The organism is Edaphocola aurantiacus, from assembly GCF_019797745.1.
GTDB classification, from domain to species: Bacteria; Bacteroidota; Bacteroidia; order Chitinophagales; family Chitinophagaceae; genus Edaphocola; species Edaphocola aurantiacus.
Window position 1 is genome coordinate 164782 of the sequence record NZ_VOSI01000003.1, and the last position, 17160, is coordinate 181941.

Annotated in this window: 18 protein-coding genes; 11 read left to right on the top strand and 7 right to left on the bottom strand. The window is 45.0% G+C overall.

Features of this window, described 5'->3' with window-relative positions; genetic code table 11:
* Positions 1-93: 93 nt before the first annotated feature.
* Genes FTD44_RS09345 through FTD44_RS09355 form a run of 3 tightly spaced genes read left to right on the top strand, consistent with a single transcriptional unit; the run spans position 94 to position 2997 of the window.
* Entirely contained in the window at positions 94-831 is a 738-nt protein-coding gene (locus tag FTD44_RS09345) for a DUF2071 domain-containing protein (RefSeq protein WP_222166204.1), read from the top strand.
* 4 nt (positions 832-835) lie between these two features.
* Entirely contained in the window at positions 836-1561 is a 726-nt protein-coding gene (gene dapB / locus FTD44_RS09350) for a 4-hydroxy-tetrahydrodipicolinate reductase (RefSeq protein WP_222166205.1), read from the top strand.
* 35 nt (positions 1562-1596) lie between these two features.
* The gene (locus FTD44_RS09355) at positions 1597-2997 is read left to right on the top strand and encodes a phosphoglucomutase/phosphomannomutase family protein (protein WP_222166206.1); all 1401 of its coding nucleotides are present in this window, start codon (positions 1597-1599) and stop codon (positions 2995-2997) included.
* A gap of 70 nt (positions 2998-3067) precedes the next feature.
* Here FTD44_RS09355 and FTD44_RS09360 read toward each other — a convergent pair whose 3' ends face one another.
* Positions 3068-3556 (bottom strand): SRPBCC family protein, encoded by a 489-nt coding sequence (locus FTD44_RS09360; RefSeq protein WP_222166207.1) that lies wholly within the window; start codon positions 3554-3556, stop codon positions 3068-3070.
* Positions 3557-3562: 6 nt separating this feature from the next.
* On the bottom strand, positions 3563-3871 hold the full coding sequence (locus tag FTD44_RS09365; RefSeq protein ID WP_129021693.1) for an ArsR/SmtB family transcription factor: 309 nt from the start codon (positions 3869-3871) through the stop codon (positions 3563-3565).
* Between the two features lie 183 nt (positions 3872-4054).
* On the opposite strand from FTD44_RS09365, the gene FTD44_RS09370 reads away from it, so the two are divergent.
* The 7 genes from FTD44_RS09370 (at position 4055) to FTD44_RS09400 (ending at position 10154) form a co-directional block, all read left to right on the top strand.
* Positions 4055-4528: a hypothetical protein gene (locus FTD44_RS09370; protein ID WP_222166208.1), complete on the top strand. Its 474-nt coding sequence runs from the start codon at positions 4055-4057 to the stop codon at positions 4526-4528.
* A 112-nt stretch (positions 4529-4640) separates the two neighbouring features.
* Positions 4641-5216, top strand: a complete 576-nt coding sequence (locus FTD44_RS09375; protein WP_222166209.1) for a TlpA family protein disulfide reductase — start codon at positions 4641-4643, stop codon at positions 5214-5216.
* 19 nt (positions 5217-5235) lie between these two features.
* Positions 5236-5925, top strand: coding sequence for a thioredoxin family protein (locus FTD44_RS09380; protein WP_222166210.1), 690 nt, complete (start codon positions 5236-5238; stop codon positions 5923-5925).
* 147 nt (positions 5926-6072) lie between these two features.
* The gene (gene gpmI, locus FTD44_RS09385) at positions 6073-7602 is read left to right on the top strand and encodes a 2,3-bisphosphoglycerate-independent phosphoglycerate mutase (protein WP_222166211.1); all 1530 of its coding nucleotides are present in this window, start codon (positions 6073-6075) and stop codon (positions 7600-7602) included.
* Positions 7603-7615: 13 nt separating this feature from the next.
* Positions 7616-8419 carry a type I methionyl aminopeptidase gene (gene map / locus FTD44_RS09390; RefSeq protein WP_222166212.1) on the top strand — a complete coding sequence of 268 codons (804 nt, stop codon included), beginning with the start codon at positions 7616-7618 and terminating at the stop codon, positions 8417-8419.
* A 10-nt stretch (positions 8420-8429) separates the two neighbouring features.
* Positions 8430-8930 carry a YkgJ family cysteine cluster protein gene (locus FTD44_RS09395; protein WP_222166213.1) on the top strand — a complete coding sequence of 167 codons (501 nt, stop codon included), beginning with the start codon at positions 8430-8432 and terminating at the stop codon, positions 8928-8930.
* Between the two features lie 120 nt (positions 8931-9050).
* Complete coding sequence (locus FTD44_RS09400) at positions 9051-10154, top strand: lipase family protein (RefSeq protein ID WP_222166214.1); 1104 nt, start codon at positions 9051-9053, stop codon at positions 10152-10154.
* Positions 10155-10273: 119 nt separating this feature from the next.
* Here FTD44_RS09400 and FTD44_RS09405 read toward each other — a convergent pair whose 3' ends face one another.
* Positions 10274-11446 (bottom strand): T9SS type A sorting domain-containing protein, encoded by a 1173-nt coding sequence (locus FTD44_RS09405; protein ID WP_222166215.1) that lies wholly within the window; start codon positions 11444-11446, stop codon positions 10274-10276.
* A gap of 184 nt (positions 11447-11630) precedes the next feature.
* On the opposite strand from FTD44_RS09405, the gene FTD44_RS09410 reads away from it, so the two are divergent.
* The gene (locus FTD44_RS09410; RefSeq protein WP_246625392.1) at positions 11631-12821 is read left to right on the top strand and encodes an MFS transporter; all 1191 of its coding nucleotides are present in this window, start codon (positions 11631-11633) and stop codon (positions 12819-12821) included.
* A gap of 276 nt (positions 12822-13097) precedes the next feature.
* Here the strand turns inward: FTD44_RS09410 and FTD44_RS09415 are convergent, their stop codons facing one another.
* The 4 genes from FTD44_RS09415 to FTD44_RS09430 form a co-directional block, all read right to left on the bottom strand.
* A complete protein-coding gene (locus tag FTD44_RS09415; protein ID WP_222166216.1) occupies positions 13098-13298 on the bottom strand; it encodes a DUF3606 domain-containing protein in 201 nt (66 codons plus the stop codon).
* Between the two features lie 32 nt (positions 13299-13330).
* Complete coding sequence (locus tag FTD44_RS09420; protein ID WP_222166217.1) at positions 13331-15598, bottom strand: cation:proton antiporter; 2268 nt, start codon at positions 15596-15598, stop codon at positions 13331-13333.
* Between the two features lie 84 nt (positions 15599-15682).
* Positions 15683-16396 (bottom strand): LytR/AlgR family response regulator transcription factor, encoded by a 714-nt coding sequence (locus tag FTD44_RS09425; RefSeq protein WP_222166218.1) that lies wholly within the window; start codon positions 16394-16396, stop codon positions 15683-15685.
* Positions 16365-17147 (bottom strand): sensor histidine kinase, encoded by a 783-nt coding sequence (locus tag FTD44_RS09430; protein WP_222166219.1) that lies wholly within the window; start codon positions 17145-17147, stop codon positions 16365-16367. Before FTD44_RS09430 ends, FTD44_RS09425 begins: the two co-directional genes overlap by 32 nt.
* Positions 17148-17160 lie beyond the last annotated feature (13 nt).

Genomic DNA, 17160 nt, shown 5'->3' on the forward strand with positions numbered 1-17160 from the left:
GGATTGTTAAAGTTTTTATGTTATTTTGCGAAGAACCTTTTCGTTAGATAGTTTCGTACCCGAAAACTGTGAATTATTGTTCGACCAAGCGTAATGGAAGTATTTAAACCTGAAGAAATTTTAAAATCTACTGCACATCGTCCTTTCCCAATGCCTAATCAGGACTGGATTGTACTGAGTGAATGGAGTGATGTGCTGATGCTGCATTGGAAAGTTGATGCCAGTACAGTAAAGCGTATTTTGCCTAAAGAGCTGTCTATCGATACTTTTGAGGGTGGTGCCTGGGTTACTATTTGTGTGGCCAGTGTAGAAAACTTCATGAACCGCTTCTTTACCATCATCAAACAAGGCTTTAGTTTCGACCAGGTGATCATGCAGACTTATGTGATCCATAACGGAAAGCCTGGCCTGTACATCTTTAACCAGGAGCTTGAAAAATCATTTACCAAAAACCTGTACAAAAGACTGTTCAAACTGAAACCGGGCGAGACAGAGATCCTGAGAGAACGCAATGAAGAAGAGCATAAATTCTTCGCTAAAAATGATCTGACCGGATTCAAACTCGGATTGAAATATAAGCTGGGTGCAGAAATCAAAGAATCTGCCCTGGAGTCCTGGTTGTCTAACCGCTTCAGATACTTCTATGAAAAACAGAATAACCTGTACGAATATAGTGTGCATCACAGGGAATGGAATTTTCAGGATATAAAACTGGAAAAATTCCGTTCGCATTTTGTGTATGGCGGCCTGGAGCTGATGCATACCCCCGATTTTATACATTACTCCCCAGGCATTCAAAAACTGTTCTGGCCTAAATTTTTAATAAAGTAACCATATGAAAATTGCATTGATTGGATACGGTAAAATGGGAAAAACCATTGAAAGGATTGCCCTGAGCCGTGGCCATGAAATTGTCCTGAAAATAGGAAGAGGAAATAGTGAAACCTTTACTGCAGAAGCGATCAAACAAGCTGATGTAGCCATTGAATTTACCCAGCCGGAGGCTGCGCTGGAGAATGTATCCAAATGCCTGAAAGCAGGTGTACCGGTTGTTTGCGGTACTACCGGATGGAACGAAGATGTACCACAGGCAGAAGCCCTGTGTGCAGCATATAATACCGCCATGATCCAGTCATCGAACTTTAGCCTGGGGGTAAATATTTTCTTTGCAGTAAATAAATACCTGGCACAACTGATGGACAAGCAGGATGCCTATAATGTACTGGTAGAAGAAACCCACCATCTGCAAAAGCTGGATGCACCAAGCGGTACAGCCATTACTATTGCAGAGCAGATCATACAGCAACTGTCCCGTAAAGATACATGGGCTAAAGAAAGAGAAAACAATCCTGCAGAACTGGCGATCAAAGCTTATCGTGAGCCGGAAGTGCCGGGTACCCATGTCGTGACTTACCACTCCGAAATTGACGATATCGAGATCAAGCATACGGCGCATACCCGCGATGGATTTGCCCTGGGCTCTGTACTGGCTGCAGAATTTCTGAAAGGCCGTCAGGGTGTATTCACCATGCAGGACGTATTATTTCCCGACAAAGCATAACCTATTATTATACTCCAAAAATATTATACTCCATAATGGAAAAAATTAAATTCGGTACCGATGGATGGCGTGCCATTATCGCAAAAGATTTTACAGTACAGAATGTTGCCAGAGTCTCTAAAGGCCTGGCTGACTGGTTATATACCAAAACCCAAAAGCCATCTGTTGTTATCGGACACGATTGCCGTTTCGGGGGAGAATTGTTTGTAGAGACCGTTACCCGCGTACTCTGCGACAATGGTATTAAGGTATATGCTGCCAAAGGGTTTGTGAGTACACCTATGGTTTCCTATGGTGTATTGGCCAAGAAAGCAGACCAGGGTGTTGTGATCACCGCATCGCATAACCCGCCTGCCTATAATGGATATAAATTAAAAGGTGCTCATGGCGGACCGACCAATCCTGGCGACATCGCCGAGGTAGAAGCCCTGATCCCGGATCAGTACACTGTTCCGGAAGAGAGCATGGAGCACTATGAGCAGAAAGGCTTGCTGGAGTTCATAGACCTGGAGCAAATGTACCTGGATTACCTGCAAACCAAATTTGATTTTGCACAGCTGAACAACTCGGCTTTCAAACTGGCTTATGATGCGATGTATGGTGCGGGACAGAATGTAGTCAGAAAACTGATGCCGTCTGCCGTATTACTGCACTGCGAGCATAATCCTACATTTAACGGAACTGCTCCGGAGCCATTATATAAAAATACCAAAGAGCTGGCGGCAATGATGAAAAACACATCGGAGCTGAAGCTGGGCCTGGTTACGGATGGTGATGCAGATCGTATTGGTCTGTATGACGAAGACGGAAACTTTGTAGATGCACACCATATCCTGTTGTTACTGGTACACTACCTGGCTAAATACAAGCAGATGACCGGTAAGGTAATTATTGCCTTCTCTGTGACTGACCGTGTTAAGCGTATGTGCGAGCAGTATGGCCTGGAAGTAGAGGTGACCCCGATCGGCTTTAAATACATCAGTGAAAAAATTGTAACAGAAGATGTACTGGTAGGTGGAGAAGAGAGTGGTGGTATTGCAGTAAAAGGCCATATCCCCGAAAGAGATGGTATCTACGACGGACTGGTATTGCTGGAGTTTATGGTGGCTACGGGTAAATCGCTGAAAGAGCTGATACAGGAAGTGTATGATGTAGTAGGACCATTTGTATACCAGAGAGATGATCTGACCCTGCCTAATGAACTGAAAGAAACCATCATCAACAATGCTGGTAATGATGTGTATAATAGTGGTTTTGGCAAGTATGCCGCTACTCATGTAGAGAAGATCGACGGCGTGAAATATCACCTGGAGAATGGTGGTTGGGTAATGCTGCGTGCATCCGGTACAGAGCCATTGCTGCGTATCTATGCAGAAGGCAGCAGTGAGGAAGAAACACTGGATATCCTGAAAGCAGTAAAAGAAACAATCCTGTAATTAATAAGGTATTGATATAAAATAAACCCGGCGTATGGCGCCGGGTTTATTTGTTTTAGGAAAGTTGTGATTACAGACTGTCCAGCAATGCTTCCAGCTGGTTCAGGCCCATGCTGTAGCCTTGTTCGAAGCCCATATCCACCAGCGTTTGCAGGTCTTTTACTTCCTGGAATTGCAGCGTATTGGTCACTCTTGTACCTTCAGCAGTTTCTGTAAATACATTGGTCCAGTCCGTGAGCGGCATTTCCGGATTCATTGTTCCGTTTTCGTCACAGAAACCATCTTTGCCCTTGAAGCTTTTCATCGGATCTATGGTCACGAAATCGGCACGGGACCAGTGTTTTTCTCCATTAGATCCTACCATGGCATACAGCCAGTAGCCCCCTTCAGTGAAGTCCATATGTTTGGTCTCGGCTTTCCAGGGTTGCGGTCCCCACCATTGGTCCAGCAGTTCCTTTTCGGTAAATGCACGCCATACTTTGTTCAGTGGCGCATTGAAGTCTCTCGTGATCTGGATAGTTTTTGCGGCCAGATCTTTTTTGATTTGAATGTTTTGCATAGTACTTTAGGTTAATTGGTTTAATAATTGGTCTAACTGATCGAAGCGGCTTTCCCACATCTTGCGGTACGGCTCAACAAAGTCTGCTACTTCTTTCATTTTATGAGGATTAAAGTGATAGTAAATCTCTCTTCCGGATTGCTGCTGCGTGAGCAGTTCACATTCCGTCAGTATTTTAATGTGTTTGGAGACGGCTTGCCTCGAAGTATGAAAATGTTCTGCAATCGCATTGGGGGTCATTGCCTGTAAAGCAATCAATGCTATAATGGCTCTTCGGGTCGGATCGGCAATTGCCTGAAATACATCTCTTCTCATATCTTGTCCTGGCGCTTTATATGCAACCGTTCATTTGCAAATATAAGTGCAATTGTTTGGTTGCGCAAAATATTTTTATAATTTTTAAGAATAGGGTATGGGTATAGCAATTAAATAATCCGGTCTGATTCGTTAATTAAAAACATAATATATAATTTTAGCTTACCTAAATACAAATCTGATATGAGAACTCTTACACTTTCTGTATTACTGTTGCTGAACAGTGTGCTGGCCAAGGCCCAATCCCTCACTGTCAACGACATAAAAGGAGAATGGACCATGGTGGCCTTTGAGATGAGTGATATCTATTATGAATGGGGGATTGACTCGCTCGCCCTGGGACCCAATCTGAAAAGTCAGGTGACTCCGGAGAACGAAAAACTGGTCGTGGATGATATTAAGAAAAACCTGCAGCCATTTATTGATGGCCACTTGATTATTAAAGGCGACGGATATTATATGCAGAAATTAATGGGAGAAGAGGCCGATGGTAATTATACCTTAATCAAAAAAGGTGGGGCGCAGTACCTGCGCGTCATCAATAATAATAAAAACAAAGATGTAGATGAGCTGAAGGTGGAGAAAAAGAAGGGCTGGTTATACATATCCATGAATACAGAAGAGGGGGAGACGATCCTGATCTTTGAAAAAGATTAAGCTCTGTATACGTACATACTATGTATTTGTAAAGTTATGTTATAAAACAGGGGCAGATTTAAGGTTCTGCCGATATTGTAATACTTTTAAAGAAGGATTAAATTAAGTATCCATGAAAAAGTCTGTTTTAGGCTGGGCTGCATTTTGCAGCATTTTTATCGCAGCCTCCTGTAATAGTGTAAATGACTCTGAAAACCCTCAAAAGGGGCCTGCGGAATCTGAGGCACCGGCAAAGCCTTTGCCCGCTGCAGAAAATCCTGAGGTTACCGTAATCAAATATGAACAATTACAAAGTCGGCTGCAGCAGGAGAATGATACGGTATATGTAGTCAATTTCTGGGCTACCTGGTGCGGTCCTTGCGTTAAGGAACTGCCGCATTTTAAATCGTTCAGCGATCGTATGGCTAAAGAGCATAAACCTTTCCGCCTGATTATGGTATCGCTGGATCAGTCCGATATACTACAGGATAAAGTAGTGCCCTTCCTGAAAGAAAGAAATATCAATGCACAGCATTACCTGCTGGATGATAATACCCGAATGAACGAATGGATTCCTAAATTTGATGCTACCTGGTCCGGGGCTATACCGGCAACCATAGTATATGAGAAAGGAGAGAAAAGAGCATTTCATGAAGGATCTCTGGATGAAAAAGGACTGACACAATTGCTGCAATCTTATGTACATTAACCCCTCAAAACATAAATACATGAATAAACTTATGCTCCTTTGCGGTGCTGCCGTCTTATCTATGGCTTCCTGTGCCGGTAATTCTGATGCTACAACGGCAGAAGCCGCCACTGTGGCAAAGGATACCACTCCTTCGACACCTGCAGCCCCTGCGGCAAAAGGTTATGCTATAGGTGATGCCGCGGCTGACTTCTCTCTGAAGAATGTTGACGGTAAGCAGGTGGCCCTGGCTGATTACAAAGATGCCAAAGGTTTCATTGTAATCTTTACCTGTAATCACTGTCCTTATGCAAAGGCCTACGAGCAACGCATTATAGACCTGAACAAGCGCTATGCAGATAAAGGCTACCCGGTTATTGCCATCAGCCCTAACGATCCGGCAATTGAACCTAAAGACAGCTATGAAGAAATGCAGAAGCTGGCCAAGGCTAAAGGATATACTTTCCCGTACCTGATTGATGAAGGACAGACCGTATACCCTGCATTCGGAGCCAATAAAACACCGCATGTATTTATCCTGCAGAAAGAAAATAACCAGAACATCGTAAAATATATCGGTGCCATTGATGACAACTACGAGCATGCCGAGCAGGTGAAACACCGCTATGCAGAAGCTGCTGTCGATGCACTGCTGGCCGGTAAGCCGGTAGAAACGACCAAGACGGTAGCCATCGGCTGTGGCATTAAAGATAAAAAAACAGAATCTTAATTCCTTTCAATACAACAACGAGACATTGCGGCCTTTAGGGGTCGCATTGTTCTTTATATAGACCAGGCTGATACCACACCCGGTAAAATCATATAAAAGTGACTACATATTTTTAATATTAGCAGCATAATGATAACTTTGCATTCTATGAGTAAAAAAGCCATGCTGATCATTATGGATGGATGGGGAAAAGGACTGGTGCCGGCTTCCGATGCCATCCGTGCTGCCCACACACCTTACACAGATAATTTATATCATCAATATCCCAATAGTGAAATCATTACCTGCGGCGAAGTGGTAGGCTTGCCTAATGGACAGATGGGAAACTCTGAGGTCGGACACCTGAACCTGGGTGCCGGGCGCATCGTGTACCAGGAGTTGCAGCGGGTTAATGTGGCCATTAAAGATGGTAGCCTGCGTCAGAACCCGGTACTGGTTGCTGCCTTTGACCTGGCTAAGGTAAAAGGAACGAAAGTGCATTTTGTCGGACTGGTGAGTAACGGAGGGGTGCATTCCCATATCGATCACCTGAAGGCATTGTGCAGCTATGCAGAAGATGCTGGAGTACCTCAGTATTACGTACATGCATTTACTGATGGCCGTGATACCGATCCTAAAAGCGGAGCCGGATTTATTCAGGAACTGGACAATGCCCTGACCGGAACCCGTGGTCGTATTGCTACCGTAATCGGCCGTTATTATGCCATGGACAGAGATAAACGTTGGGAAAGAGTATCAAAGGCTTATGACTTGCTGACTAAAGGAGCCGGTACACCGACCAATGATTTTGTACGCAGTATAACATCTGCCTATGAAGAGCAGGTTACCGACGAGTTTATGATGCCGCTGGTACAGTGGGATGAGCAGGAGCAACCGATCGGAATGATACAGGATGAGGATATCGTGATCTGTTTCAATTTCCGTACCGACCGCTGTCGCGAGATTGTAGACGTGCTGACTCAGCAGGCATACCAGGAGTATAACATGCACCCGCTTAATCTGCACCTGGTTACCGCTACGGAGTATGATGCTACGTTTAGAAATGTATCGGTGATCTTTTATAAAGATGATCTCAAAAATACATTAGGTGAAGTATTGCAAAATGCTGGTAAAAAGCAAATTAGAATAGCTGAGACTGAAAAATATCCGCATGTAACCTTCTTCTTCTCCGGAGGGCGTGAGGTGCCGTTTGACGGAGAGTCGCGCATTATGAAGGCTTCTCCTAAAGATGTACCGACTTATGATCTGAAGCCGGAAATGAGCGCTTATGAGTTGAAAGACGCCATTATTCCGGAAATTGAGGTACAAAGTGCTGATTTCATTTGCCTTAACTTTGCCAATGCCGATATGGTTGGCCATACCGGAGTATGGGAAGCCGCTATTAAGGCAGCAGAAACCGTAGATCAGTGTGTGTCGGAAATCGTGCCTAAAGCCCTGGAAAATGGCTATGCAGTCTTCCTGACGGCAGATCATGGTAATTCTGATTACCTGGTGAACGAAGACGGTTCGCCGAATACAGCCCATACCTTAAACCCGGTACCGCTGTTCCTTATTTCAAATGACTACAAGGGTAGCCTGCAGAACGGTAAACTGGGCGATATCGCTCCGACAATACTGCAATACATGGGTATTTCTATTCCGGAAGAGATGACCGGACATATTTTAATTGAAGCATAAAAAAGAACTATAAATGAGTTTATATAAAACTAACGAAGAGGTTGAAATTCAAAGAGAAAGCTGTCTTATGGTGAGCAATACGCTTACTGAGGTAGCGAAGATATTGAAGCCTGGTATGACCACATTATCTATCGACGAATTTGCTTTTGAATTTATTAAAGATAATGGCGGCAAGCCATCTTTTAAAGGGTATCATGGTTATCCTTACTCCCTGTGTATTTCTGTAAATGAGCAGGTAGTACATGGTTTTCCGGGCAAATATGAACTGAGAGAAGGTGATATCGTTTCTATCGACTGTGGTTTCTATAAGAACGGTTTTCATGGAGACCATGCCTATACCTTCATTATGGGCGAAGTGCCTCAGGATGTACTGGATCTGGTACGTATTACCAAAGAATCCCTGTTCCTGGGTATCAACCAGGCAGTAGTAAACAACAGAACCGGTGATATCGCTTTTGCTATTGAAAATCATACACATGGCAAACATGGTTACGGAGTGGTAAGAGAGCTGGTAGGACACGGTGTGGGTCGTCAGATGCACGAAGATCCTCAGGTACCGAACTATGGCCGCAGAGGTAGCGGTAAGCGCCTGGTCGAGAATATGGTACTGGCTATTGAGCCGATGATTAACTTGGGTACCCGCCACGTAGAAACGCTGGAAGATGGCTGGACGATCGTAACCCGTGATAACAAGCCTTCCGTACACTTTGAACACAATGTATGTGTGAAGCCAGGTAAGCCGATTATCCTGTCTGATTATGCTCGTATCGAAGCGGCTGAGAAGCAAAATGTAAACCTGAATTCTTCTTACTATTAATTGATCCTCAATGGATGTAGCGAAAATACTTAAAGCTGCGGAGAAAGACCGTAAGAAGCTTACAGCCTTCCTGCAGAAGTTTGACGAAATTGTTCCTCCCGATCTCAGCGAGATCGTGGAGGAAGAAGATCGTAAGATGTGGGCACATACAGACTGTATGGCCTGTGCCAATTGCTGCAAGACCATGACCCCGATCTTTACAGAAGAGGACACTGCCCGCATTGCTGCACATCTGGGTATGACACCCGAGGCCTTTTTCGAGCAATACCTGGAGGTAGAAGAAGAAACCGGCAGTACCATCAATAAAGTATTTCCCTGCGTCTTCCTGGTAGATAACAAGTGCAGTATATATGCAGTGCGCCCGATTGACTGTGCAGAGTTTCCGCATCATGACAAGCGCCCGTTTGATGATTATAACGAGACATTTATACAGAATGTACACCGTTGCCCCGCTACATACGACCTGGTTTCCCGCCTTAAGGAACGTATCGAATCGGAATATGATTTTTAAATAGAATGACTTTAAATAGAACTAAATAAGTTGCTGTACGTCAGTTTTTTAGTGTAGATCGATCTGGTGATGTAAGGGTAAGGCTGATATGATTGTTTTACCCTCTAAATTACCCGGTCTATGAACAGATCTCTTACCTTCCTGATGCTGATCCTGTGTACATGGTGTACACAAACCCTCAGCGCCCAAGCCCTGAAACCCGGTTTTGACCGTGAGGAGTACCGGCAGATGATGTACATCTCTGCGCGTACAGGTGCTTCAAACCCCGACTACTACAAAGATTTTCCCGATCCGGATTATAAAATGGTATATCGCTCGGCCACCATGGGGCTGGATAACCTCTGGGATTTTTGGGTGAGTAATACCGGAGACCAGGCTGTGATCAGTCTGCGTGGTACCACCGAGAAATCCGAAAGCTGGTTGAATAACTTTTATGCTGCTATGGTTCCGGCTAAGGGCAGTCTGCAACTCGATAATTCCTTTACATTCGATTATGATCTTTCTGCCGATCCCAGAGCTGCTGTACATGTCGGCTGGCTGTTGAGTACAGGCTACCTGAGCCGGGATATTATGCCGAAACTCGATTCTGTATATAAAGCCGGTATCAAAAATGTGGTGATCATGGGGCATAGTCAGGGTGGTGGCATCGCCTATCTGATGAATGCATACCTGTACCGTCTGCAGGACAATGGTAAATTACCTAAAGATATCCGTATCAAAACCTATTGCAGTGCAGGGCCTAAGCCAGGCAACCTGTATTTTGCTTATGATTATGAAGCACATACACAAACGGGTTGGGCTTATAATGTGGTCAATGCAGCGGACTGGGTACCCGAAACTCCAATGTCTATACAGGCGCTGAATGACTTTAATACCATTAATCCTTTTAAGAATGCGCGCAAGATCATACGCAAGCAACCATTTGTACAGCGTACGGTGATGGGGTATATGTTCGGCAAGCTTAACCGCCCGACCCGCAGGGCACAAAGAATCTATGAGCGCTTCCTGGGGAAAAAAGCAGGAGGTATGGTTACCAAAATCATGAAAGAGTACAAGCAACCGGCATATTACCATAGTAATGACTATGTACGTACGGGCAATTTTATCGTGTTGTATCCCGATGCGGCGTATTTCGAAAAGTTCCCCAATACCGATCAGAGCCAGATGTTTATACACCATCTCCACAAACCTTATCTTTACCTGCTGGATAAGCTGAAGTTGTAATGAAAACAAGCAAGCAATCCATACTGTACAGATTGCTTAAAAAGTTAATATAAATCAATAAGGCCGGATACTATGTATCCGGCCTTATTGATTGTGAACTATTGTATATATGTAAATAATTATGGTTTCACCAGGTTCAGCGATTGTGGGGCTACAGCATCACCACTGATCAGCAGATGATAGATACCACTACTTTGTCCGCTCAGATCAAGAGACAGCTGTCCCGCAGCGTTCACTATTTTATTGCCCTGCAGCACACAACGACCTGCAGCATCTACCAGCTGGTAGTGTACCGTACCCTGAGGCAGGCTGTATACCGTAGCCTGGTTCAGTACCGGGTTAGGCGCAATGCTGATCTGTGCACCGGTAGCAACCTGTAGAGAGATCACCTTAGAATATACCGTACTGTTGTCATCACCAATAGTCTCAAGACGATAGTAGATCTTACCATTAATGGCTTCATCTATAAACTGGTGTGCGCCCGCTTTGCCAGCCGGCAAGCTGCCGATTGTGCTGAAGCGTTTGCCGTCTACAGAACGTTGTACATTGAATATTTTCATACCAGACTCGTCGCTCGTAAGCCAGTCTAACTGTACCTGAGTACCTACCTGACGGCCAGAGAAAGAGGTCATAACCAGTGGAAGGGGCGCTGCGAAGTTGGTCGCATTAATATTGTCTACACCTATGGCACCAATGGTTATACCCGTTGCTGCGACTCTGATTTTGTCAATTCCCTTGAACGCATTATTACTTGATACATTATAGGTTGTCAAAAGTTCCCCATCGCTGGCAGTGGATAACGAATAGGTCATGGTTGCACCGCTAACGGCAACATTATTACGATAGCCGGTAAGGGTAACGCTGGCTATACCCGCAAAAGGGATTCCATCTATAGATATATCAATAGTGTTCAGATCGAAAAGAGGTAATCCGTTCGATTTGATTTCTAATGCCGTAATGACAGTACCGCCACTTTGTGTATAGCCATATACCATGGCGGACTGACCGGTAAATGGCTCAATACCTATACCAGCATCGGATGCTGTGTTATTAGAAAACACCGTAAAGTCATAACCGGCAACATTTAATGCCGATAAACCTGTGCTGCCTGCCGGATGAATACCCGTAAGGTCTACAAAGGTATTGGTGTATAAACTGTTGAAGTTAGTGATACCCGATACCGGGGTACCTGCATAAGTATGGAGGCTACCCAGAGTTAAGGCTGCAAAAGCTAAGGTCTTGAAGTAACGGGAGGAGTGTGACATAAATGAACGAAGTACAGTTTTACGCATAAATAAAAGAGTGTTTTTAAGTGCGGACAAATGTAATAGAATTTATTTGTTATAACTATCTATGTCTTAATGTTTTGTGAAAATATAATCAACGAATCCTGTATAAATAAATTCAATAGCAGAAGCCGGTTGTTTTATGGAAATTTGCGCTTCCCTCACCACTCCCTCAAGAAACAACAGATCAATGATAGATAAGCGAATATTGCCACTGGCCATCGGTGGTTTAGGCATCGGCACTACAGAATTTACCATTATGGGTTTACTGCCGGATATGGCAAAATCATTACAGGTGAGCATTCCCGAAACAGGACACCTCATTTCGGCCTATGCTTTAGGCGTAGTGATCGGGGCACCCTTACTCATCGGCTATGCCGTAAAGTTCCCGCCCAAGAAGGTACTCATTGCCCTCATGATCCTCTTTACTATATTTAATGCATTATCTGCACTGATGCCAGGCTACTGGTCCATGCTTTTTGTGCGTTTCCTATCCGGTCTGCCGCATGGTGCCTTCTTCGGAGTAGGTACAGTTGTGGCCTCCAGGCTGGGAGGGGCAGGAAAGGAGGCTCGGTACATTGCCCTCATGTTCACCGGGCTTACCGTTGCGAATCTCGCCATGGTACCCCTGGTTACCTATATAGGGCATACGTATCACTGGCGCTGGTACTTTGCCATTGTAGCCCTGATCGGTTTGCTGGCTCTATTGTCTCTGTACCTCTGGTTGCCGGTGATGGAGAACAAAGAAGGTGCCCACTTCCGTGACGAGCTTAAATTCCTGAAAAACAAACAGAGCTGGTATGTACTGCTGATTACCGCAATCGGTTTCGGAGGACTGTTCAGCTGGCTGAGTTATATTACCCCGCTCATGACCGATATAGCCGGAGTGTCCAAAAATAATATGGCCTATATCATGACCCTGGCTGGCGGCGGCATGGTAGTCGGCAACCTGGCCGGTGGTTACCTGACCGACCGCATGGGTGCCGCAAAGGTGAGTATCGTTTTACTTTGCTCCATGATGATTGCACTGGTTGGGGTATTCTTCTTTTCTGCCAGTCAGCCCGTATCATTAGCATTGACCTTTATCTGTGGTGGATTGTCGATGTCTATTGCCTCTCCGGTCAATATTATGATGATACGTGCAGCACCCAATGCTGAAATGATGGCCGCGGCCTTTATGCAGGCTGCCTTTAATGTAGCCAATGCCCTGGGTGCTTTCCTGGGGGGCATTCCGCTGGAGTTTGGTCTGCCTTATAACTATCCGGCGCTGGTAGGTTTCGGGATGACCTTCATCGGATTGATGATTGCTATGGCTTATGCCCGAAAATATACAGGGGTGCAGGTAGCGCCGGTGACAGAGGAATCATTGATACAAAAATAAAAAGACATTGCTGGCACGCGCGCACGCTAACCCTGGCCGAACGGTCCGATGCAATCGGACCAATTTTCCAGGTCTTAGTGATCCCTTCGGAACACTAAGACCTGGGTGCCAAAACCCGTTCGTTGAGGGCCTCGAAGCGAACAGATCGGTATTCGTGTAGATCTTCCAATAGATATTCATAGCGTGCATTATAAAAAAGGGCACCGGATGTCCGGTGCCCTTTGGCAAACAAAATAGAAATATGAAAAGAAGATCTTTTAATGTCTGCTCGTATAATTACTCATCATTCAATCCTAAACGATCTCTCAGGTAGCGTTCTACCTTTTCCGGATGGTCACCGACTGCAGTGATAGCAGCCTGTATTTCAATCTGTTCTACACCCAGTAATTCCACCAGAAATCCGGATTTCAGGGAATAGTCCTGTTGCATATGATTAACAGTAACGTTGTTTTCATGTTTATTGCGCTCATTCATCATCGTTTTTAATTTTTAAGCGTTAACAAATATTATTACGGCTTCATTACTAAAATAGACGGCAGGGAAGATAGCCACGTACTATGCGTCGTCACTGCACGTTTAAGGCTCTCGATAGAGATCATCATCATATCATTATTGTTGCGCTGTGCTTCGGTAACCGTATGGCCCCCGTAGAGGGCAATATGATTCGGAGCCACCTGCTCTATCATCCGGATCGATTCTTTCAGCTCCGGATTCTGGGCTATAGTACCCAAAACATCCACAATCACCACAACAGATTTATTATTCTGGATCAGTTTCTGCGCATAGATGAGCAGGAAGCTATCGCTGATCGAAAAGAACGGAATCAGTATTCTTTCTGTACTCACCGTCTCCTCCCGGTTTATGAGGATACCCACCGGTATATTGCAACTGCGTACCAGGGTCTTCATACGCTCACCCAGTACCGCCTGTCCGAACAGCTTTTCTTTGCCGGTCAGGGTATTGTACAGGCGCTCAGGATTAATGATCTGAGAGGTAAGCCCCAGGATGCGCCCCAATAAGGTGCCGTCAAAAATAGAGGTACCCGTGCCCAGCAACAGCAGGTCATGGGTACCCGAATTGGCTGTTTTAATAATTTCTTCTTCAATATTCTGTACCGGTTTAAACACCGTTTTGACCTTCATGGCCAGTGAATCCGAAGCATCATATATAGGCATAAACACCTCATTTTCATACTCTGCCTGGTTGTAGGCATTAATGTCATTGCTGGGGGAGAGGTGCATACAGGTCACGACACTATTGCCCGAAGATTTGCGGGTAAAGGCATTGGCCAGTCGCAGTAAAGCTCTTCCTGTATCACTGTGGTTAAAGGAAACCAGTACTTTATATCTGCCGTTGTTGGAATGCTCCGTTTGTTCGCCCGGACTGCGGCGCCATATTTTATTGATCAGGTCCAGTGCCGGTCCGGTCATAAAGGTCGTAGCCAGTGCCATGAGGACCAGCATGGCAAAAATCTCTTTAGACAATACACCCAGGTCATAGCCGATATTGAGTACGATCAGCTCCATGAGACCACGGGTATTCATGAGCGCCCCTATGGACAGACTGTCTTTCCAGGACTGGCCCACAAACTTAGCCGCCAGCGCACTGCCCACAAATTTGCCCACTACAGCCACCAGGATGATGAGGCCGCAGATACCCCATAAACGGGCATCGTTGAGCAATCCGATCTCTGTTCTGAGGCCGGTAAAGACAAAGAATAAGGGTAACAGGATCACCACCGATACATCCTCTACCTTTTCAATAAATACATTGCGGAAGCTGATGTTGGAAGGCATAATCACCCCCGCCATAAAAGCACCGAACAATGCATGGATACCAATCACCTCTGTAGTGTAAGAAGAGATCAGCAGGGTAATGAAGAATATAGCGACTACCGGTCTGCTCAGGGCTTCTTTATGTGCATATTTCTTGCCGATACGGGCCAGCAAAGGCTGTACCACTTTCAGCATCAGTATAACATACAATAATGCCGCAAAAATCGTGGCCAGGGCACTCATGGCCGATCCGGCTTTTACAATAGCAATTACGGCAGCAAGTATACACCAGGCTGTAATATCATCTGCCGCTGCACAGGTAATAGCAATGTTACCTAACCGTGTTTTGGACAATCCCCGTTCCTGTACAATCCGTGCCAGTACGGGAAAGGCCGTAATACTCATGGAGATACCGGCAAATAAAGCAAAGGATACGAAGCCGATACCCTGCGGGGCAAATTCGTTATAGAGAAATAAGGCCAGCAGCATGCCGAGGAAAAAGGGAAATATAATGCTGGCATGACTGATCACAATAGCATCTTTGGCCTTGGATTTAATTACATTCAGGTCCAGTTCCATACCGATTACGAACATAAACAGGATAAGTCCTATCTGGCTCAGAAACTGCAGGTTACCCAATGAACTGGTCGGGAAGATCACTTCAAACATGCCGGGAAAGTAATGCCCCAGGAAGGATGGACCCAGCATAACACCGGCGATAATCTCACCAATCACAGATGGCTGGTTCATCTTTTTGAACAGCATTCCGAAGAAACGGGCCGCCAGGATAATGGTAATAATCTGTAAGAGCAGTGTCGCTAAAGGATGGGTAAGATTATGCTTATAGGTATCCCATATCTGACCCAGGGTATCGGGACTGCCCGAGATTTTGGTCAGCTCTTTCTGCTCCAGTGCATGCCCCTGATTAATGATGAAATATATTAATACAGAAAATAGTACAATCGTAAGAGTATAGAAAAGTAGGTTGCGCAATTTAGGCATGTAAATAGCTTTTTTAGAATACAAACTTACTATTCACAATCCGATATGTGCACACTCTTGTAATGAATAAGGGGAATTTTGTAATCAGAGGGCCTTCATAGCCATCATAAATTCCTCTTTGAATGTGGCACTCAATGGAATATGTATCATTTCCTTATTTATTTCCACCACCACTTCATTATTGGTAAAGGCCTGTACAGCCCGTATGGCTACCATTTGTTTTTTGTTGACCTGCAGAATGCTTGTTGAAGGCACTCGTTCGCGGAGTGTATTAAAGGTGTAATTTTTCAGCAGCTGTTCTTTTCCATTGTGGTATACCAGCTGTTTGTCCCGTGCATCAACCGCAGAAGTATTGATCATAGCGACCTGTGCGAAATCAATAACGGCTTTACCACGATCGGTATTAAGGATGCTGCTGCTGTTTGGTTCCGCCTGCATATGCTTCAGGTACAGCACAGCCTTATCTATCGATTGCCGGAAGCGTTCACTGTTGATCGGCTTGACGAGGTAGTCTATAGCATCAATATCAAAAGCATCTGCGGCATATTCTTTATACGCCGTAGTAAAAATAACGGGCTTACCCATAGCTTTTGCCAGGTCTATACCGTTCATGCCCGGCATCTCGATGTCTACAAAGCAGATCTGAAAGTCTTTCTGGTCCTTATCTTCTAGTGCCTTCAGCGGATCGTTATAGATACCGGCAATCTCCAGCATAGGTGTTTCCATACACAGCATCTGCAGGTAATGCAGTCCCGGTAATTCATCATCAACTATGATGCATTTTATTTTTGTATCCATGTAAGTCTATTTTCAGCAAGACCTGGTATACCTGGTCTTTGCGGTCCACGGTCAGGGTATGAAAATCGCCGTATATCAGTTCCAGTCGTTTCTCCAGGCTTTTGTTGCCCACACCCGATTTTTCTTTTTTCAATAGTGGTTTATCACTCACCTTATTGGCTACTTTGAGGCTGAGTACACCCGAGCGGTATTCCAGCCGGATATTGATAAAAGCATCTTCGCTTTGAAGATCGGCGTGTTTAAAGGCATTTTCAATAATAGGAGCACAGATCAGCGGGGCAATGAGGGCTTCATTTACCATCTCGTCCTGCTCATCAAGAATAATATCGGCACGAAGGTCAAACAGGGGACTCATCTTGAGCCGGTTGATATCTACCAGGTTGCGCGCAAAAGAAAACTCCTGGCTTATAGATACAAAGGGCTGATCGCTTTCGTAGAGGATATAGTCCAGTACACCCGACAGCCGGTCCAGAGACTTATAAGTGCTGTAGGCATGGGATTGTATAGAGTTGAGGATGTTTTTGAACAGGTGCGGATTCAGTTTATGCTTGATCGTTTCCAGCTCAAGCACATGCTTCTGGTTATTCAGTTCTTCAAATTTAGCAGCTACCGATTGCTTCTCCTGTTTCAGGATACGTATTTTCCGGCTCAGCCAGTAGATCCAGAAGGAGAGCCCTAGGATGATCACTAAAAGCTGGTATACAAATGCCGGAGAGTAAAAGGTAAAGTCCGATGAGCCACTTTTGAACATAGGCAAAGCTACT